This is a genomic window from Jiulongibacter sp. NS-SX5 (assembly GCF_052828545.1).
The window spans coordinates 1,566,130-1,586,459 of record NZ_CM128248.1 but is presented as its reverse complement, the minus strand read 5'-3'; the positions used below and the strand labels follow the sequence as shown (position 1 = coordinate 1,586,459).

15 protein-coding genes and 1 tRNA gene are annotated in these 20,330 nt (G+C 40.6%); 10 read left to right on the top strand and 6 right to left on the bottom strand.

The genetic code is table 11. From position 1 onward, the window contains the following. Nucleotides 1-84: 84 nt before the first annotated feature. From ACUXV0_RS07115 to ACUXV0_RS07105, 3 genes are all read right to left on the bottom strand, one after another. Nucleotides 85-549, bottom strand: a complete 465-nt coding sequence (locus ACUXV0_RS07115; protein WP_446192384.1) for a DUF3291 domain-containing protein — start codon at nt 547-549, stop codon at nt 85-87. A 35-nt stretch (nt 550-584) separates the two neighbouring features. After that, nucleotides 585-1,271: a GNAT family N-acetyltransferase gene (locus ACUXV0_RS07110; RefSeq protein ID WP_446192383.1), complete on the bottom strand. Its 687-nt coding sequence runs from the start codon at nt 1,269-1,271 to the stop codon at nt 585-587. Nucleotides 1,272-1,337: 66 nt separating this feature from the next. After that, nucleotides 1,338-3,185, bottom strand: a complete 1,848-nt coding sequence (locus ACUXV0_RS07105; protein ID WP_446192382.1) for an ATP-binding protein — start codon at nt 3,183-3,185, stop codon at nt 1,338-1,340. Between the two features lie 154 nt (nt 3,186-3,339). Here ACUXV0_RS07105 and ACUXV0_RS07100 point away from each other — a divergent pair, with 154 nt between their 5' ends. The 5 genes from ACUXV0_RS07100 to ACUXV0_RS07080 all read left to right on the top strand — a co-directional run bounded on the left by ACUXV0_RS07100 (nt 3,340) and on the right by ACUXV0_RS07080 (nt 12,331). Further along, the gene (locus tag ACUXV0_RS07100; protein ID WP_446192381.1) at nt 3,340-5,256 is read left to right on the top strand and encodes a sensor histidine kinase; all 1,917 of its coding nucleotides are present in this window, start codon (nt 3,340-3,342) and stop codon (nt 5,254-5,256) included. A gap of 59 nt (nt 5,257-5,315) precedes the next feature. Beyond that, complete coding sequence (locus tag ACUXV0_RS07095) at nt 5,316-6,017, top strand: LytR/AlgR family response regulator transcription factor (RefSeq protein WP_446192380.1); 702 nt, start codon at nt 5,316-5,318, stop codon at nt 6,015-6,017. Nucleotides 6,018-6,135: 118 nt separating this feature from the next. Then, the gene (locus ACUXV0_RS07090; RefSeq protein WP_446192379.1) at nt 6,136-6,573 is read left to right on the top strand and encodes a hypothetical protein; all 438 of its coding nucleotides are present in this window, start codon (nt 6,136-6,138) and stop codon (nt 6,571-6,573) included. Nucleotides 6,574-6,576: 3 nt separating this feature from the next. After that, a complete protein-coding gene (locus tag ACUXV0_RS07085; protein ID WP_446192378.1) occupies nt 6,577-9,324 on the top strand; it encodes a hypothetical protein in 2,748 nt (915 codons plus the stop codon). A gap of 4 nt (nt 9,325-9,328) precedes the next feature. Next, the gene (locus tag ACUXV0_RS07080) at nt 9,329-12,331 is read left to right on the top strand and encodes a hypothetical protein (protein WP_446192377.1); all 3,003 of its coding nucleotides are present in this window, start codon (nt 9,329-9,331) and stop codon (nt 12,329-12,331) included. Here the strand turns inward: ACUXV0_RS07080 and ACUXV0_RS07075 are convergent. After that, nucleotides 12,328-12,966 (bottom strand): LuxR C-terminal-related transcriptional regulator, encoded by a 639-nt coding sequence (locus ACUXV0_RS07075; RefSeq protein ID WP_446192376.1) that lies wholly within the window; start codon nt 12,964-12,966, stop codon nt 12,328-12,330. The two genes, ACUXV0_RS07080 and ACUXV0_RS07075, sit on opposite strands and share 4 nt — an antisense overlap. A 471-nt stretch (nt 12,967-13,437) precedes the next feature. Between ACUXV0_RS07075 and ACUXV0_RS07070 the strand changes: the two genes are divergently transcribed. Next, nucleotides 13,438-14,820 (top strand): aminotransferase class I/II-fold pyridoxal phosphate-dependent enzyme, encoded by a 1,383-nt coding sequence (locus ACUXV0_RS07070; RefSeq protein WP_446192375.1) that lies wholly within the window; start codon nt 13,438-13,440, stop codon nt 14,818-14,820. Between the two features lie 40 nt (nt 14,821-14,860). Here ACUXV0_RS07070 and ACUXV0_RS07065 read toward each other — a convergent pair whose 3' ends face one another. Further along, nucleotides 14,861-15,478, bottom strand: coding sequence for an NUDIX hydrolase (locus ACUXV0_RS07065; protein WP_446192374.1), 618 nt, complete (start codon nt 15,476-15,478; stop codon nt 14,861-14,863). 62 nt (nt 15,479-15,540) lie between these two features. After that, nucleotides 15,541-17,148, bottom strand: coding sequence for an NAD(P)/FAD-dependent oxidoreductase (locus ACUXV0_RS07060; protein ID WP_446192373.1), 1,608 nt, complete (start codon nt 17,146-17,148; stop codon nt 15,541-15,543). A 172-nt stretch (nt 17,149-17,320) separates the two neighbouring features. Between ACUXV0_RS07060 and ACUXV0_RS07055 the strand changes: the two genes are divergently transcribed. The 4 genes from ACUXV0_RS07055 to ACUXV0_RS07040 all read left to right on the top strand — a co-directional run bounded on the left by ACUXV0_RS07055 (nt 17,321) and on the right by ACUXV0_RS07040 (nt 19,834). After that, nucleotides 17,321-18,883 (top strand): 4Fe-4S dicluster domain-containing protein, encoded by a 1,563-nt coding sequence (locus tag ACUXV0_RS07055; RefSeq protein ID WP_446192372.1) that lies wholly within the window; start codon nt 17,321-17,323, stop codon nt 18,881-18,883. Beyond that, nucleotides 18,883-19,407, top strand: coding sequence for an NADH-quinone oxidoreductase subunit J family protein (locus ACUXV0_RS07050; protein WP_446192371.1), 525 nt, complete (start codon nt 18,883-18,885; stop codon nt 19,405-19,407). Before ACUXV0_RS07055 ends, ACUXV0_RS07050 begins: the two co-directional genes overlap by 1 nt. Continuing rightward, the gene (gene nuoK, locus ACUXV0_RS07045) at nt 19,404-19,709 is read left to right on the top strand and encodes an NADH-quinone oxidoreductase subunit NuoK (RefSeq protein ID WP_446192370.1); all 306 of its coding nucleotides are present in this window, start codon (nt 19,404-19,406) and stop codon (nt 19,707-19,709) included. Before ACUXV0_RS07050 ends, nuoK begins: the two co-directional genes overlap by 4 nt. Before the next feature lie 51 nt (nt 19,710-19,760). Beyond that, nucleotides 19,761-19,834, top strand: a tRNA-Arg gene (locus ACUXV0_RS07040). Nucleotides 19,835-20,330 lie beyond the last annotated feature (496 nt).

Below are 20,330 nucleotides of genomic sequence, written 5' to 3'. Positions count from 1 at the left end.
CTTATGTTTTTATGGCTATTCATTAAAGGTAAGGGTTTTATTTTGGAGAAAGAGAATGGTCTTATTTAAATAGACAAGTGTGTGCTACTTCCTAAGGGCTTGACCATTCACGTCAAAAATTTCTGTCATGCTAAAAGCATCAGGTCCGGAGCCATTGATGTTAAGACTTTCTAATTTGGCTTTGGCTTCATCTAAGGTAGGTATATGACCACTTTCAATATACCACATCACAGCTCTATGCCCTTGAATTTCACTCGCCCACTTTTTTCTGCTTTTTAAAAAATAGCTATGGACAGTCTTGTAGGTATATTCTTTTAATGATGCATAGTCCTTCCAAACCGACATATTCACAAAAATGAGTTTGTCCTCATAGGGAGTTTCCAGGTCAGTGGCACTTTCTCCGCCTTCATCTTTGAGTCGCCAGATAAAGCCCGGACTTTCTTCTGCCAGCAAATTGACAGGAGCCAGAAAATCACGAAATTCTTTAATGACGGGCGAGTCCAACTCATCCTTGAGACGAATTATATTGAATTGGGCCAGATGTTTCATTGACAGATTTTAATGGGTGGAATAAAACAATTTTCTTACTTCTTTCGGTAAAGCCACCAGTTCATATCTCGGGTCAGTTCAAAACCAAGACTTTCATAAAGTGGAATGGCAAAATTACCTTTATTGGTATGCAAAATAGGCGTTTTTTGCTCTTTGATGATCTCTTTGGCATTATGAGCAATCAATTGGCGAGCCAAGCCTCTTCTGGTGTATTCAGGATGAGTAACCACGGCACTTACCTCAATAAACCTGTTGGTTTGCATTCGTTGGCCTGCCACAGCTACTAGATTGTCTTCTTTAAAAATACCGTAGAACTTACCCATCTCATAGGTTCTTTTTTGATAGTAATCTGGCATCACCATCATAATAAGATTGTAAACCTGCTCCCTGTGAGAATCATCCAGAAGTTGAATTTCTTCCGTTTCCTGAACCTCGCTTAATTGATTGGGCACCATCTGACAGCCATCTATCTTTCTTTCCAGTACTATTCTGGTTTCATCAATTTGAGGCGTTTGATGCTCAGAAACGTAAAAGAAACGATCGGTGAGTTTGCTATAAGTATTAGCTGCTTGGAGAGTCCTTTGTTCATCAAAAAATGCCCCGAAAGTGCATACTTCAGGCTGATAAAACAGCACATCCTCATATTCTAAAAGAAACTCCTCATGTTTCTCCTTCAAAGAATACCAAACCGGATTTCGTAATTGTTCTTCTAAGCTGCTCATTGAAGGTAATTGTCTTTTCGTTTTTGACCTTCTAAAGCGGTCAAAAGCTAATTATTTTATTGCTACTTACCCAAGAGTAAACTCCAGTCTAAAAGTGCTGCCTTTTCCTGGTATACTTTCTACACTGACACGGCCGCCGAGCTCATCCATGATACGTTTTACAATGCTAAGTCCTAAGCCCGTACTAGCTTCACCAGCTGTGGGAGTGGCGGAGGTTTTGCCGTATTTTTTGAACAATTGTTTTTGTTCATCTTTTGAGATTCCCGGGCCCACATCTTTGACCTCAAAACGCATTTTATTTCTACTTTGAGAAGCACTCACCCAAACTTTGCTATGGCTATTAGAATATTTCAAAGCATTAGAAATAAGATTCTCTAAAGCCCTACGAAGCAATGTAGGGTCAGTTTGGAATTCTGTTCCAATCGGAAGCTGATTTTGAGCGACTATTTGGATGTTTTTGCCCTTGGCAGCAGGAGCAAAGTCATTGATAAGATCAGTTAATAATGGAGCAATAGGCACAGACTGCACGTCTATTTGATGGTTATTGATTTCCAGCTGTTCTATATCCAGAATCTGATTTATCATATCCTGCCCATACTGAGCCATTTTCTCAATCATCTCACTGCTTTCTGCCACCTTAAATGCTGAAGTACTGAGGTTCTCCCGCAATGTGGAATTCCAAAGCAGAATACTATTGAATGGTGTTCTGAGGTCATGCGAAACAATACTGATTAGATTGTTTTTCTCAGTGTTAAGCTCAGTGAGTTTATCTTTTTGCTCTGCAATGAGGCGATTTTGATGGGCCAATTGCTTATTCTTTTTGCGGTTTTTTTGCAGTGCAAAGGCAATGGCCGCTACACTGATCAAAGCCAAAGCCAAGCCTACCAAAAGAAAGCGGCGGTTTTGCAATTCGCTGCTAAGTTGAGTACTAAGCAGGGCATTTTCTGCTTCACGTTCTTTAGCCTCAAACTGCTCTTGAAGTTCGCTGATTCGGGCATTTGTTTCCAGGTTTACAATTTCCTCCTGAAGGGCATCGGCCTTTTTAAAATTCTCAAGGGCCTGTGCTGGCCTGCCTGTTTCTTCGTAAAGTATGGCCAAGTGCTTTCGCGTTTCCATTTCGCGTTCTGATGATCCCAGTTCTTCGGCCAATACAAGGCTTCGATTCAAATAATCCAGAGCTTCGGCATACCTTTTTTGACCGATCTTGATGCCTCCCATATTATTTAGGTTTATCCAGAGGTCAGCTTTTAAGTCTTTGTCCTTTAAGTAGTCCAGGTTTTGTAAAGTGTATTTTTCGGCCTCTTCAAAACGTCCCTTTGCTACCAGTAAGGAGGTAAGGTTTATTCTAAGATCTGCCATACCTCGCTTGTCGTTGAGCTCCTTTTTGATCTCCAGTGACTGCTGATAGGCATAGGCCGCACTGTCACGATTGCCCATCTTTTTGTAGGTAATACCCAGATTATTATAAAAAGTAGAGAGTCTTCTTGGGTGATTTTTTCGAAGGCCTTCAGTTTGAATCCCCTCCATAATCACCTCTTGGGCCTTTTCATATCTCTGGGTATGAATGTAAACCCCAGACATATCATTTAGAGCCATAAACGATGAAAAGTCATCTTTGGCGAGCAATGCCTTTTCCCGGAGTTCCAGATATTTGGCAATCGCCAGATCGTAATTGCCGTCATATTCGTCTGCCCATCCTTCAAAACGCAAAGCATATAGTTCACCTTGAGGTAGTTTAAATTTGTCTCCTAGTCGTCTTAATTCCTTACCAACTATACGTAGTGAGTCTTTTTTTGCATCATCATAATTTCTGGCCACATAATAGAGCGAATCGAGCTCTTCCACCGGGCTCTGCTGAGCCGCCAAAGTGCCGGAGATTAAGAAGCCAGTTAAGAGAAAAAGGACTTTTTTCATGGGTTTAGGTGCTATCGCAATTCCTAAATTAGAGAGAAGGATGATGACTTGGGCTATTTAGCGTTGATTTTCCTTGACCGCCTATCTGTTTTCGGGTACAGGTTATGGATAGTGGAATAGTTCAAAAGCCTTAAATTCACGTTCTTTGAATACCATGAAAACACTCACAGGCGTATTGGTTCTGCTGTTTTTAACGGCTTGCCGGTTACAGGCACAAGTGCCTGCCCTTGAAGTTTGTGAGCATTGTCTTTCAGAGCAATACCCCGATTTATTCAGTTCAGATCAGCTTCCTGATCAAAAATACAGAGATAGTCTTTCTTTTGAGTTGGTTTATAATTCTGAGAAGGTAGAGAAGGCTTTACTTTTTGTAAGTGATGCTCATTACATTTCTGTCAATAATCTGCTTTTTGGTGGTACCTACCAACATGACTCACTCCTTCAAAAAAGAGAAAATCGGTTTCTTTTGCCTGTGCATATTGAAGAAGGAGATAATCGATTCATTATTCGCTTGAAAAACAGAAATGATGAAGTGTTTTTTGTTAAACCCATATTGTTTTTGGGCGATAGCACCGAAGAGATTACTCCTCTGATGATGACCCAAAACGAGAGGGCCCGCAATATCCATTATGCTGTCTTTGCCATCCTTTGCGTGATTCTGGTATACGCCGTTTTTCAGTTCTTTATGCTCAAAAAAGGGAGCTTCAGAACCTATGCCTGGTATGTAGGCAGTATCATTATATTTCTACTTTTTTTCGCTGATAACTTTTTCAATGTTCATTGGCTTACACGTGGTGATCCGTGGGTCTACACCTGTCTGAATCTTATACCTCAAGGACTCATTTATGTACTATACGCAGAGTTTGGGATGGATTTTTTGGAAGCAAGACAAAAAGATAAAACCCTCAATACCGCAAAAAATATTTTCAATGTACTCACCATGTCTGTGGTGATGCTCAATGCCTTTTTCCTGCTGAGCTCTACTGCAAAACAGTTTTTTGACCAGTATTTTTATCTGCTGTACTTTTTACCGCTAGCGGTTTCTACCTATATGGCGGTTCGCATCATTCTCAAAATTAAAGACCAGACCAAATGGTTTATTATTCTGGGCTCTGTCCTGATCACGGCAGGTACTTTTATTGAGATTTTCGGAGTTTACGTTTATGACAGACCCAAGCCGCGTAGCTTTTATTTTATTCCCTCATCAGGTGTGATGGATTTTAATTATGTAGAAATGGGCTACGTGCTGGAGTCCTTGATTTTTCTTTTGGCTATCGCTTATAAAAACTCGCGTACCGAGCGAAATGTGCAAAAATTGAATGAGCATACTATTCTTCAATTGCAAGAAAAGGAACGTCTGGAAAAACAAGTCAATGACCTTCTCAATGAAAAGCTAAAGCAAAGTGAAGATAAGCTTGCAGGGCAAAGGCTACTCAATGAAAACGAACGGAATAAAACACGATTGATGCAAGCACAGTTGAAGTCTTTGCAGCTGCAAATGAACCCGCATTATTTGTTTAATTCGCTAAACTCTATCAATGATTTTATCATTTCAAAAGAGCCGCAGCAAGCCTCTGAATATCTGGCTCTTTATGCCCGAATGATGCGAAATACTCTCAGGAATTCAGATCAGGCCTTCAATACGCTTGAGCAGGAATTGCAATATTCTGAAGACTATCTGAAACTGGAGGCATTACGTTTTGATACACGGTTTACCTATGAGATCATAAGACCGCGAGACCTGTCTTTACTAGATTTTGATATACCGGGAATGATGCTGCAGCCGGTCTTAGAGAATGCCGTTTGGCACGGAATGCTTCACTTGGATTACCCCGGAAAGATTACTCTGGAGGCCAAATCAAACATTAGTGACGCATTAGAAATTATCATCATTGATAATGGTCATGGCCTACCTGAGCAAGCTAAAACAAAGGGATATGGACTTAAAAATATCCATGAAAAGATAGAGTTGCTATCGCAATTGTACAAAAAGAGAATACATTTCAAAGTCGGCAATCGGGCAGAAGGAAACGGAGTGGAGGTGCGTTTTGAGATACCGAAATTTGATCAATAAGGTGGGACATGAACATAGATTGCAATCAAATTGATGCACAAATAGAGTAGCTTTAAGTAATGAAAAACTTCACAGCCATTATCGTTGACGATGAGCCTCATGCCATAAGGACGCTGCAGGCACAGTTAGGCTGGACCGAGCTACCGATTGAGGTTCTGGCTACTGCAACATCGGTAAACGTAGCCCGTGAAGTCTTGCAAAAACATCAGCCTGATTTCCTTTTTCTGGACGTCAAAATGCCAACGAAAGGAGGCTTTGAACTCTTCCAGGAAGTCGACCTCTCGGGAATAGAGGTGATTTTTACTACGGCCCATGACGAGTATGCACTGAAAGCTTTTAAACATCAGGCGGCTGGTTATTTGATGAAACCAGTAAGTACAGATGAACTACGAAACCTCTTGGAGAAACTCATCCAGAAACGCTGGCCGGAGGCGAGGTCGTCCTACTTGACCTTTCATGCCAAAGACGGTATTCAGCGAATAGACCCTCAGGAAATTTTATATGTAAGTTCTCTAGGAGCCAATGCTGCAATTCATTTGACCTCAGGAGATATCGTCAAGGTGAATAAACTTCTAAAAAGTCTGGAAGACGAACTGGGTACCGCTTTCTTTAGAATACATCACCAGTATCTGCTAAATCTGGCGAAGGTGAGCAGTATCCAAAAAGGCAGAAATGCTGAAGTAGAGCTTCTAAACGGTGAAAAATTACCTGTGAGTCGTTCCAAAAAAATGGAATTCTACGCTGTTTTTGAGCAGGAGTGAAGCCATAAAATGGAAAACTGTCCCAAGTGTCTCCTTTTAGGTACCAGGTATTTTTTCTTGTGGTCAGATAGAGCCCCTTTTCACGAACTTGATCTTCGTATTAAACGAGTGAAAAACTATGAAAACAATAAAGTTAGCCTTTCTGCTACTAACTGCGGGCTTTTTATACAGTTGTGAAAAAGAGGTGCCTGAATTACCTCTGTCAGATCAGGTGGCCGGAGATTACACTTTAAATAGTGTTACTGATGGCACTGCTTTTCTTTCTCTTCCATATGTCAACGATGATAGTGAGACGATCTCTGCTCGTGTAGTGGTAACCAGAATCACCGATACGGAGGTGAAATTAGTGTATATCGTCACTACCGAAACAGAAGTCTTAAGATACAGTGATCCTGAAGTTATGGAGCCATTTGTCTTGACAAAAGAGAATGGTTTGATCAAAGGGAGTTATAAATTTCAAAATGCAGAATTTTCAGGAGATAATATCGACCTTATTTTGAGCTACACAAGTGGCAGTGTGTTGACTTATAGTGGAGTAAAAGATAGCGAGGAGTAGAGTATGAAAAGGTTTTTTTTACTGGCTTTTGTTCTAATCTCATTCAATTGTTTTTCAGCCACCATCACCTGGGATGGCGGTGCTGGTACGCATAATTGGGGAGATCCGGCTAATTGGGATACGAATACGCTACCCGCTGTTGGTGATGATGTGATAATTTCTTCTGACTCAGTGGTTTTGAATATTAGTGCTAGTATAAAGTCTTTGGAAATTAATTCTGGCCGGGAGCTTAATGTGCTTTTTGGATTAACGTTAAATATTACTGGTAGTTCTGATATTGGTTTAGCTCTGGGAGCCGCCACACTGTATAATTCTGGAACTATTCGAATTATTAATCCAGTTGGTCATGCGGTATATGGTACCAGTGCCACCATTATTAACGGGAAAGATATTTTCATTGAATATGCAGCTCAGCCTTGTGATAACGCCATAGAAGGGATTTATCTCTTCTCGAACTGCTACTTTTATAATGGAGCTGGCTCTAATGTTAGTGTAAAAAAAGCACCCGCAGATGCTATTTCCTTGAGGCTATCCTGTACCTGGGATAACTGGGGGTCAGTTTCACTTCAGGAAAACTGTGGAGGCGTCAGATTAATCGATTCAGACTTTAATAATAAAACCGGTGGAGAGGTGACTGTAAATGGTAAGGGCTCTGGTGTTTTTATGGGGTTAGATGCAATTTTTTATAACGAGGGAACATTTAGAATAGATTCACTTAGTGGTACTGGTACTCTGAATCCAGCCGGGTTTGTAATGGTAGATGGTAGTTTTCAAAATAGTAGTCTGCTAGAGATTAAGAATGTAGATGGAATTGGGTTTTATGGCATTTCTTTTAATTCTTTTATCAATAGCGGAACACTCGTGATCGAAAATACCGGTTCGAGTGGAATCCAAATGCATAATCCTATGACTAACAATGGTAACCTGCTCATAAACAATGCTTATGGTTCTGGTATTATACAGGATAATAGCTTTCTGACCAACACAGGTATTATAGAAATAAATAATGTTTTAAGTAATGGTATTTTTAATCACGGAAGTGAATCAGGAATCCTTAATCTTTCCCAAATTACCGTCAATGAGACAATCGGAAAAGGGATCTATTGCCAAAGAGATTTTACAAATACAGGAGATGTTTCAGTCATAAATACTCATGACGACGGCATGGTGGTAGATGGAACCTTGTCAAATCAGGCGGCTATCACCATTGATACCACCTTGGGTAATGGGTTGGTTACAAATGGATTAATGTTTAACACACTCATTCTTAATGTCAAAAATACTTCTGACCAGGGTATTACTGCGTCTAAAAAGATAACCAATTTAGGAACCATAAATATCAGCAATACCGATCAAGAAGGAGTTTATACCTCCGATACCCTTATAAATTCTGGCTCCCTGAATATTTCTAATACCTCTCAGAGTGCATTACAACTAAATGCCATGTCTACTCCTACATTTTTTCATAATAACGGTGGTAACTTAAGTATTAGGTATTCTTCTAATGACGCTATTCTGATTGAAGGGGGTGGGTTTCTTAATGAAGGGGATATTTCTGTAAGGAACGTTTCCGGTAATGCCATGCACATTTTAGACTTTCCCGCAGATTTAATTAACAAGGGCACTATAGAACTAGGCGTGGCCAATTTGAGAGGTATGCTTTTGGAATTCTCAAATTTCGCCTTCCTGAATGATACCACTGGTGTAATTGAGATTGATACTGTCGGTCATACAGGAATAAATTCTGAAGTTTCATTTATAAATCATGGTCAAACCCACATAAACAACGCTTTTTCTTATGGTGTGAACATAGAGCTTTTAAATAGGATGTCCTCTTCAAATACGTCCAGACGAAGTTCTTTGAGTAATTTGGAGTTGATTAATTCGGGTGAACTTTTAATTGAGAATACCAATAATACAGGTATTGGAGTTAAGGATGTAGATATCGTCAACTCCGGTGAAATGGAAATTGATGGCTTAGAGTCTATAATTTTTGAAAGGTCTGATCTGTCTACAAGATTTTACAACGCCAGAGCCGGTACCGTAAAATTAGCTTCCGGTTTTACTTTTATTGAAGATCTGAATCCTTCTACAAATAGTGAGAAGAATCTCAATGATGGCCTGATAGATCAGGGTGAAAATACGGGAGAAAATACTTTTAAGTCGTTTTTAAATAACGGTGTTTTTGTTGATAGGGGAGATAAATTGACGGCTAATACTACTGGTTTTACAAATTCAGGAATAATTGTCAAACCACAGGTCGGTGTAATATCAAAAGATATCAAAGAGATGGATATTATTCATGCGGCAGCTAAGCCCGCATTTACAGTGGGCACCTCCTGGTTTGATCCATTAGATACGGGAGGTTTTCCGTCAAGTGTTGGAACATATAGCCCATCAGATCAGTCTTTCAAACCCAGAGGAGTAAATGCTAGTTCTTTGTCTGGTCTTAAACTGACTGTTAGTTATTCTCCCATGTCTCTTATTCACGAAATTACCATTCCGGTAATCAAGAAAACCTGTTCTCAATATTACACTATGAGTTTTACGGGAAGTAATTCGGACGACTGGCATACGCCCGAAAACTGGGATAATGGACGTTTGCCCGATCCCTGTAGTACAGTTACTATACCATCAGGCATGTCAGTCAGAATACCTGGTGGCACTTACGCAAGAACCTATCGTTTTTTGAGCGAGACCGGTTCTGTTTACGAGGCCGAAGCAGGTGCCGTTCTTGAGAATCTAAAATAGACTTATGAAAAAGTTAGTGTTCCTGGTTCTAATATTCCTACATAACCTTCAAGGTCATTGTTCAACAATCACCTGGGATGGTGGAGCAGGAAGTTTAAACTGGTCAGATGCCAACAATTGGGACAGTAATTCACTCCCAGTAGCTGGAGATGATGTCGTAATTAATTCTGATTCTGTTTTACTTGATTTTAGTACACCTGTTTACTCCTCCGTTAGAATAGATGATGCCATTCTGAACATTAAATCTAATGGGTCTTTAAACCTTTCAAATAACGGTGTCATAGGTTTTACAATCACCGATAGTTCTAAACTTTATAATTACGGAGAAGTCTCTATGCTGGACTCCGAAGGTATTTCAGTCTATGTTTCTTTCGGCTCAATAGTTATTAATTTTGGAACATTCGATATACAGAGGACTCCTACCTCACCAACTTCAAATGACGAAGGTATAAATCTATTCAATGGTGCTCAATTTCTAAACTTCCTTGGAGCTGAGGTCTATATAAGAAATAAAGGCACTTTTGGTCTTTTCATTTCAACATCTAACTGTGTTCTTGATAATTACGGATATATTGAAATTACGGATACCAATGGTGGATTAGATAATAATGGTACCTTAAATAATTATGCCAGTGGTGAAATTAAAATTAATTGCAAAAAAGTTGGTTTAGACCTTTTCAATCTTAGCACAACGACTAATTATGGTGAAATTTGGGTTTCAGGTGTTTCTGAAATAAACACCTCAAATGACGCCGAAGGTATTTATAGATTCATGGCTAATCTGCAGAATAACGGCAGAATAAGGTTAAATAATGTTCAGGGTAACCCAATTATAATTAGAAGCCCTTGGGAGAATCATGGCGAGCTCATCATTAATAATTCTGCTCTGGAGTCAATAGTTATTGACGATACCCTCAAAAATTCTGGTATAATAACTGTAAATCAATCTCAGAATGCTGGAATTTTCGGAGATGGTAGTTCCTCTATTCTACAAAATTTCGGAAACGGTGAAATTTACGTTAATCAACCGTGGATGTCTGCGATTTATGTGACAGAGAAAATTGATAATGAGGGATTGATTAGTGTTCGTCAATCCAATCAATATGGATTGTATTCGGATTCCCTGATCAATAATGGTTCGGCTAGTGCAGTAAAATGTGCAACCGGTATATATGTTTCAGATTTCCTTCAGAATGGCCCTGAGGATATGATAATCGTTGATTCCTGTAATACCGGAATTAATATAGGAGGGTTCGAAAATCGAGGCGTAGTTCAGGTTTCTAATGGCACTTTTGGGAAATCACTCGAACGGAGGAAAGTAACCAGTCCTTTCTTTAATGATGGAATTTTAGAAATATCTTCATCACATCAATCCTTATATGATCCTTTAACGGTTAGTTATTCTGATCATCAAAACGCAGCACATATCCATAATGGTACCAATGGTCATATAAAGGTCCTTAACGTAACATCGAATACTCCTGGCTTGAGCTTAAAATCACCATTGAATAATGAGGGGATTATTGAAATAAATGGTACCGGAATGCAGGGTATTTATATGCAAGATGTCATTGATACCAGTCGTAATTCTGGGCAGATATTCATTAATAATACTGTAGATGAGGGCTTTAGGTTGTCTGGGTTTATGGTAAATTCCGGTGAGATTGAAATTGACTCTTCAGGAACTAACGGTTTAATTGTGGCTACTGAAGGTCTTCAGAATAATGGAAGAATTGAGATTGACCACACTCCCGGTACGGGCTTGGGACTTAGTTCCGGAGATAACCTAAATTCTGGCGTAATACGTGTCAAGAATAGTTTAAACCACGGTATAAGTGGCAGTAAATTGATAAATGTAATTGGGGGAGGAGTTCAAATAATTAACTCAGGAAACAATGCAATAAGTGGTATAAAACGATTTATAAACGAAGGTATAGTAGAAATCAGAGAAGCAGGCAAACACGGAATTTTTAAAACCTACCACAGCGATTCTTTGATAAACTATGGAACTATTCAAATCACTGACATTGATTCTGCCGGAATATTTTTTGACTCACCCAATAGTCCGCTTTTGAATATAGGGAGTGGTCAGATTAATATTTCACACGCTGCTGTTATTGGAATTTACACCCGTTCTGATATTTTGAATGAAAGTACTTTGGATATCACAAATACTGGAATTGGTATTGTACAATCAGGTAGTGCTTTCACTAACAATGGCTATGCCGATATAAAGTGCCCTGTTGCTATCGAATTTAATCCCTCTGGTTTTCAAGACTTATTTAATAACAGTCGTACAGGAATGTTGGAGTTAGAGGGTAGTCTAAAGCTTATGCCGAGTCCAATGGTAAACCCACCAGATCAGGTAAACGAAGGATACATCAAGCAGTTATCGGGTACGATGCCGAACATTTTTAATGATTTCGTCAACGATGGTGTATACTACGATCAAAATGACTCTTTAACAGCTTTCACTTCTGGGTTTACAAACAAGGGCATCATTATTAAACCACAGATTGGTAGAATGTCTCAAGGAATAAAAGAAATGGATATCATTCATGCCGCGGCTAAACCAGCGTTTTCTGTGGCTACTTCTTGGTATGATCCCTCTTATGTGGGTACATTCCCTTCAAGTGTTGGAACCTATAGCCCTTCTGACGATTCCTTTAAGCCCCGGGGTGTCTCAGCACCATTATTAAAATCATTAAAGTTGACGGTTAGCCATTCACCGCTTTCTATAAGTCATGATATCATTATTCCGGTTGTCACAAAGCCTTGTACAAACTACAGGCCTATGAATTTTATTGGTGCTGTTTCTTCAGACTGGCATACCCCTGAAAACTGGGACAATGGCCGACTGCCAGACCCGTGTAGCATAGTTACTCTTCAAAACGGTCAAACGGTTAATATTCCGGTAGAGACTCATGCACGGACAAATCGTTTTTTAAGTGAGCCGGGTTCTGTTTTTGAGTCGGATGCAGGAGCTGTCTTGGAGGTATTAGATTAAATCAACCCATTCTGCACCGCCACCTTGATTAAGCCTACGATATTATCAACGCCCAGTTTGATCATGATGTTTTTGCGATGACTGTCTACAGTAGAAACACTAAGGAAAAGTTGCTCCGCAATTTGGGCACTGGAGTACTCCTGGGCTACTAATTTCAGTACCTCAAGTTCTCGTTTACTCAGCAAATTCTTGATCTTATTTTCAGGAGTGGTTACCGTGTTTTGCTGACTTGTTTGATATCGATCACCGAAATACTCTTCTCCACTAGCCACAGTTAAAATGGCTTCTTTGAGCATTTCTACAGGACTGTCTTTTAATATATAGCCTTGCAAACCCAGTGGCTTAAGTTTATTATAATGTCTGTTCCCCCTGACCAGCGTTAGGTATAAAATCTTCAAATCAGGCTGTAGTTTTCTGATTTTGCGAAGCAATACTTCCGGCTCAATATCAGGGAGTTGTAAATCCAACAGTAAAACATCAGTATCCTGTAATGGCAAGCCCTCCAACAGTGAATTGCCTGAGGTAAAGGTCTGTTGTATCAGAAATTCATTTCTTAGAATACCTTCGATTCCACGCAGAAAGATTTCATGATCATCTACGATAGAAAGCCTTATGTTTTTCTCTTCTGTTTTCATCCTGATACTCAAAGATAATAGAATTCACTACTTATTATTTGCCGTCGATTCCTCAAGTGAAACCCTGTGCCAAATTCTTGATAGTACCGTTTAATAATTTTGTCAATTTTTTTTCACAAAAAAAGGTCGATTTTGACTTTTGAGAAGATTTTGAACTCAAAAAGAGATTTCGCCATGAGGGCTTTAAGTCCTTATTGGTGCAACAAAAAGTAATAAAGAAAGTATGAAATAGGTAATTGTAAGTATCAATGAAATTTTAACTTTTCTAAGATGATGAAAATGATTTAACGGAGGTAAAGCGATAGATAATTGATTAAGCGGTAGTAAGGATCTATAAATCAATGTATTCTGTCTCTTGTGGCTGAGTGTTCGGGCACAGTACGGCAAACTATTTGTAGATGCATATACGTAAGGCTGATTCGCACTACACTTTTAAAAAAATGTCTGAACACTAACTCAAAAACAATAACCATGAAATTCGGAATCGGGTACACCTTTATAGAAGAATTAAAAAAGCAACACTACGATCTACAGAACTTCAGCAAGGCTTTTGAACAAAAAAGAGAAGAGATGGAATCCACGAATTCGTTCTCTTTTGATAAGTATATAAAAAACTCCAGTGACTCCAGCGGTTTGGTAGGCACACAAGAAAAAAATCAGGAAGAAAAGATTATCTGGTGTACTAATCACTATCTGGGCTTAAACAGGGATCGCCGTTTACTTGAAAGCGGGAAAAAAGCTCTTGAAAAATATGGTGCAGGAAGCGGCACATCAGCCATGAGCGGCGGCCGATCTGAATTGCATTTCCAGATAGAAGAAGAACTTAAGGCCATGCTGGGTAAAAAGGAAGTTTTACTTTTTTCTACAGGCTACACGGCTAATTTAGGAATGATCAGTACCATAGTTCAGAAGAATGACGTTATCATTTCTGATTCAGAAAATCATGCTTCCATCCTAGACGGAATAAAACTTTCTGGCAAGAATAAGCTGTTTTTTGAGCATAATAATTTGGATGACTTAAGGAAGAAACTAGTTGCCGCAAAGGCAAAATATCAAAATATCTTCCTGGTAATTGAGAGTGCTTATTCTATGTCTGGCGATTTGGCTCCGCTCAAGGAAATCGTAGAGCTTAAGAAGGAATTTGGTTTTTATTTATATCTGGATGAAGCCCATACTTTCGGATTTTATGGTGAAAATGGCAAAGGGCTGGCAGACGAACTAGGCGTGCTGGATGAAGTGGATTTTTATGTGAGCACTTTTTCTAAAAGCTGTGCCAGTATTGGCGGATTCTGTGCCATGAGTGCGGCTCATCGTACCTTCTTAATGTTTAGGTCAAGTCCTTACATTTTTCAGGCATCGTTACCACCTGTTTCTGCCGCAACGATTTTAGCAGCTCTAAAAATTATACAAACAGAGCCGAGGCATGCTCAAGGTTTGCATGAGAAAAACGCCTATATGAGAAGGAGATTAAAGCAGCACGGTTTTGATCTTGGTGATTCATCTTCGCCCATTATCCCAATTTATATACCAGATATTGACAAACTTTTGGCCTTTGAGAAAGATTTATATGCCGAAGGGGTATTTGCGGTAAGCATTATGTACCCGGCTGTGAAACCAACCGAAGGTCGTATAAGAATGATACTAAATCAAAGACACACTTACGAGGAAATCGATAAAACGATCGCTATCCTGACAAAACTGGCCTTGAAATACGGCATGATTGAGAAAGTAAAACCGCAGAAATCGATGATCAGAAGATCTGCTCGTCGACTGCCGGAAACAGCTTTACTCCGTGATGCCGAACCACTATTCAGGTCAACCATGAAACGAACTACTATAGAAAAAGCCAGCTAAATCGGCACTGAGTGCAGAGGGGGAGAGATCTCCCTCTTTTTTATTTTAATACTTCCAATAATTCTCCAATCATTAGGGCAGTGGCTCCCCATATCCACTGGTCTTCTACTTCAAAACCATGCGTTTTTAGTCTGGTACCTCGCACACTGATCTTTCGTTCGGTGAGTGCATTTGGGTTCATAAGTCTGGACAACGGAACCTCCAATACGCGGTCTACCTCTCGTTCATCAGGGAAAAAAACGGGTTTGTAGTCCAGCACTCCTACAATAGGTTTTACCCAATAATTAGAAGGAGGAATGTAGATTTCGGTAAGCTCTCCTAAGATATTAACATCCAGTGCTTTGAGACCTATTTCTTCTTCAGCCTCCCTAAGTGCTGTACGAGTAAAAGATTCGTCTACTTCTTCCATACGTCCACCAGGGAAAGCCATCTGGCCGCCGTGAGTTCCATCATAGGGAGGCCTAAGAATAAAAGGAAGGTAACTTTCTCCTTCATGAGGGTAAAAAGCAATCAGAACTGCACTTTTCTTGGTCGTATTGATATCGGGGATGTCCTGCTTCAGACTGGAACCCCTTATTTTGGTATAGAAGTTATCATGCCCCGGCAAAGGCTGTTTTAGTTTATCTTCTAGGGTGTTGACGAGTGCATTTATATTCAAGCTTGTTCACATTGAGTGTTTCCAAAATTAGGAGGTAAAGAGAGGAATGTCAAGTGCTTATTTTAGGCATAAATTGCTACCAAAGCTTCAGCACATCTTTCACCATCTACAGCAGCACTAATGATACCTCCTGCAAAACCCGCCCCTTCTCCACAAGGGAAAAGCCCTTTAGTTTCAGGGTGTTCTAGGCTCTCTTTATCGCGAGGTATTCTCACAGGTGATGAGGTCCTACTTTCCAAGCCGATGAGCTGCCCGCCGTAACCGTCGTACCCCTTCATCCGTTTACCGAATTGTCTGATACCTTCTTTGAGTGGCTCAGCCATAAAATCGGGTAAGACATCATTCATATCCAGAGAGACTAAGCCCGGCTGATATGAGGTTTCATTTAAGCTTTTAGAAACTTTCCCTTTTAAAAAATCGGGGATGAGCTGTGCCGGTGCCCATTGACTATCAATAATCTTGCTTTCAGTTTCTTGTCCATTTTCGGATGTCTTGTTTAGTAAACCCTCCAAACCTTTCTCCCAAACTCTTTTCTCTACCCACTTCTGAAGCTCGAGGGCTGCTAAAGGCCCATGTTCTTTAAATGGCTCCCAATCTATTTCATTGATGGCTACTACCACTCCGCTATTGGCGTATTTGCTATCTCTTCTGCTGGGAGACATACCATTGACCACCAATTCACCTGGGGCTGTGCTGGCTGGTACTATAAAACCTCCTGGGCACATACAGAAGCTAAACACTCCTCGCTGTACGCCCTTGTATTTTGTCTGAGCCACTAAGGAATAAGCCGCCGCCGGCAATATGCCTCGGTCATCAGTATGATATTGGCAACTATCTACAAACAGTTGTTGATGCTCAATACGCACCCCCATGGCAAATGGCTTAGCCTCAAGTTTGATTTGATGTCGATGAAGTAGGTAGAATATATCTCGGGCAGAGTGGCCTGTCGCCAATATAACTCCCAGACCTTCAAAGCTTCTTCCATCATCGAGGATAACTCCTTTCAATTGATTTTTGTCAAGAATCAGGTCGGTTACTTTAGCGTCAAAATGTATCTCTCCACCAGCTTTTAGAATACTTTCTCGAAGTTCAGCAACCACTTTGGGTAGTTTATTGGTACCTATATGTGGATGTGCATCCGAGAGGATTTTTTCAGTGGCTCCATGAGCCACCAGGATTTCCATTATTCGCCTTACATCTCCTCGTTTCTTTGATCGGGTGTAAAGTTTACCATCGGAATATGTTCCTGCTCCGCCTTCTCCAAAACAGTAATTGGAGTCTTCATTGACTACATGCTCTTTATTGATGGCCGCCAGATCACGTCTTCTGGCTTTGACGTCTTTCCCACGTTCCAGCACAATTGGCTTGATGCCTTTTTCTAACAATCTTAAGGCTGCAAACATCCCTGCAGGCCCTGCACCTACAATAATTCCAACGGGCTTATCTGAAACAATAGGGTATTCTTTCTTGAATGAAAGGTCGCTATTTATGGGTTGATCAGAGATTTGAAGTCGCAGATTGACTTTAACCTTCTTTTTTCTGGCGTCAATGGACTGTTTCTGCAGCTGATAATGAAGGTTTTCTCCAAACTTTTTTTGGAGATATTGTTCAAGTTTTTGCTCATCCAAAGCAATCTCTGGTGGGAGTACTAAATTCAGTTCTTTTTGCATCGGTGAAAGGTATTTATCCTTTAATGAGGCAAAGATAAGGTACTTATGGTCATGCCCATTGTGATAATGGCTAAAAGTATGTTTTGTTAAGAGGTCAAAACGATCCATCTCAAGCCTTGATAATCTTATTATTTGGGTTAAAGAACTTAGTCTACCAATTTGGTAGATTAATGTGAAATCTGCTATCTTTGAATATCTTTGTGATATGAGCTATTTCGGCGATATAAAAAGGGGAATCAAAACCACAGCAAAGGGCTTGAGTATCACACTAAAGCACCTTGCTGATGCCAGATTTTCAAGAGCCGAAAAAGAAATTCAGGACTCTGACTTCTTTGAACTGGATAAAGGTCATGTCACAATACAGTATCCTCATCAAACCATAAACGTTCCTGACAATGGTAGGTATCAGCTGGATTGTGAAATCGATGATTGCATCGTTTGCGACAAATGTGCGAAGATTTGTCCGGTAAATTGTATTGATATTGAGGCGATTAAATCGCCCGAAATAATAAGGGAGACCTCTGACGGTTCTCCGGTGCGTCTGCATGCTGCCAAGTTTGATATTGACATGGCAAAATGCTGTTTTTGCGGACTCTGCACCACGGTTTGTCCCACCGAATGTCTGACCATGAATAGTGAATACGACTATTCTGTTATTGACATTACTCAATTGAATTTTGCTTTTGCCAATCTCACTGAAGCTGAGGCACAGGAGAAAAGGGAATTGTACGACCAGTACATGGCCGAAAAAGAAGAATTGAAGAAAGCCAAAGCTGCCCAGTCGGCTACGGAAGCCCCTGCGAGACAGAAGCCTTCTTTTGCTCCTAAAAAACCGTCCTTTACCCCTAAGAGTAAAGCGACGTCTGGCGATAAGCCGAAACCTGTTTTTAAGCCCAAGGCAAAACCAACCACTTCAGGTGCTAAGGAAACTCCTGCGAGGCCAAAAGCAGTATTTACGCCAAAAGCTAAGTCATCTGATGGTGGTTCTGATAAACCAAAACCAGTTTTTAGGCCTAAGGCAAAACCAGAGAGTAAGCGTTCAGAGGATGCTGTCGCAAAACCCAAACCAATTTTTACACCGAAGGCTAAGCCTAAAGCTGAGGATGGCGATTCGAACACAAATGCATCTGCTGCACCATCTGCAAAGCCAGCTTTTAAGCCAAAGATGAAGCCTAAAGCTGAGGATGGTGGTTCGGAGACAAAGGCATCTGCTGCACCATCGGCAAAACTGGCTTTCAAGCCAAAGATGAAGCCCAAAGCTGAGGATGGTGGTTCGGAGACAAAGGCATCTGCTGCACCTCCTGCAAAGCCAGCTTTCAAGCCAAAGATGAAGCCCAAAGCTGAGGATGGTGGTTCGGAGACAAAGGCATCTGCTGCACCTCCTGCAAAGCCGGCGTTCAAGCCAAAGATGAAGCCCAAATCCGAGGATGGCGTTTCAGAGACAAAGGCATCTGCTGCACCTCCTGCAAAGCCAGCTTTCAAGCCAAAGATGAAGCCCAAAGCTGAGGATGGTGGTTCGGAGACAAAGGCATCTGCTGCACCTCCTGCAAAGCCGGCGTTCAAGCCAAAGATGAAGCCCAAATCCGAGGATGGCGTTTCAGAGACAAATGCATCTGCAGCACCTTCTTCGAAACCAGCTTTTAAGCCAAAGATGAAACCGAAAAGCGAAGGAGAGGCCGCGTCTGACAAGCCAAAGCCTGCTTTCAAACCCAAAATGAAACCAAAGAAAGACTAATGGAGGATTTGATGAGTCAGATGGATTGGACTTGGCTTCAATGGTCAGCAGCGGTAGTCTTTGGTTTAGGTGCTATCGGAGGAGCTCTATACCTCTTTTTTACAAAAAATATTCTATACGGAGCGTACGGCTTATTGACCTCACTGATGTCTGTAGGTGGTTTGTTTCTATTGAGTGGTGCTGAGTTTGTGGCTATCTCTCAAGTGATGGTGTATGTCGGCGGCATTTTGATTCTGATCATGTTTGGGATCATGTTATCTGCCAAAGGCGAGAAAAAAGAGGATGCCCTCAGAGTAGTGAATGTCAATAACCTGGTTTCCTTGTTTTTTGCTGTGATTATAGCTGCGGGTTTGATCTTTTTTAGTCTTCAAGTAGGCGATTTTGGTAATCTAGCAGCCCCAAGTCTAACGCAGGTAAATGACTTAGGAATGAATCTGATGACTACGCAAGTGCTCATTCTTGAGATTGTCGGAGTCTTGCTTTTATTGGTATTAATTGGTGCTTCTTATATTGCGAAGAAATGATTCCAACGACCCTATTTCTTATTCTTTCAGCTGTTTTGTTCGCCATAGGGTTTGCGGTAGCTATTACTAAAAAGAACCTTATCATGATGCTGATGGGTGTGGAGTTGATGCTGAATGCGGTTAATATCAATTTTGTGGCTTTTTCAAGAAGTGGAAATTCAGTTGCCGAGGGACAACTGTTCTCATTATTCATTATGGTCATTGCGGCGGCTGAGGTAGCCATAGCCTTAGCTATCATTCTAAAATTAAAGGATAAGTACGGTACCCTGAATCCTGATAAGATAGATGAGTTAAAAAACTGATTTTATTTTTTGTGAAAGAGTGGAAAGTCCTTACTTTTGCACTCCCAAAATGGCCTCCTAGCTCAACTGAATAGAGCACTTGATTACGGCTCAAGAGGTTGCAGGTTTGAATCCTGCGGAGGTCACGAAGGCTCATCATTTTGATGAGCCTTTTTTTATTTTCAATCTGCCAGTTCATTTTTTCCTTTTCAAATATGGTTCAAGAGATTGCAGGATTGAAGACAAGGCGGACGGCTAGTCGAGGTCACTAAGGCTCATCATTTGATGAGCCTTTTTTTATTATCCATTAATCAGTTTGTTTTTCCTGTTCAGATATGGCTCAAGAGGTTGCAGGTTTGAAGACCAGGCAGACGGCTAGTTGAGGTCACTAAGGCTCATCATTTGATGAGCCTTTTTTTATTATCCATTAATCAGTTTGTTTTTCCTGTTCAGATATGGCTCAGGAGGTTGCAGGTTTGAATACCAGGCGGACGGCTAGTCGAGGTCACCAAGTCTCATCATTTGATGAGCCTTTTTTTTATTTTCAATCTGCCAGTTCATTTTCCCCTTTTCAAATATGGTTCAAGAGGTTGCAGGTTAGAAGACCAGGCGGTCGGTTGGTTGAGGTCCGAAGGCTCAAGG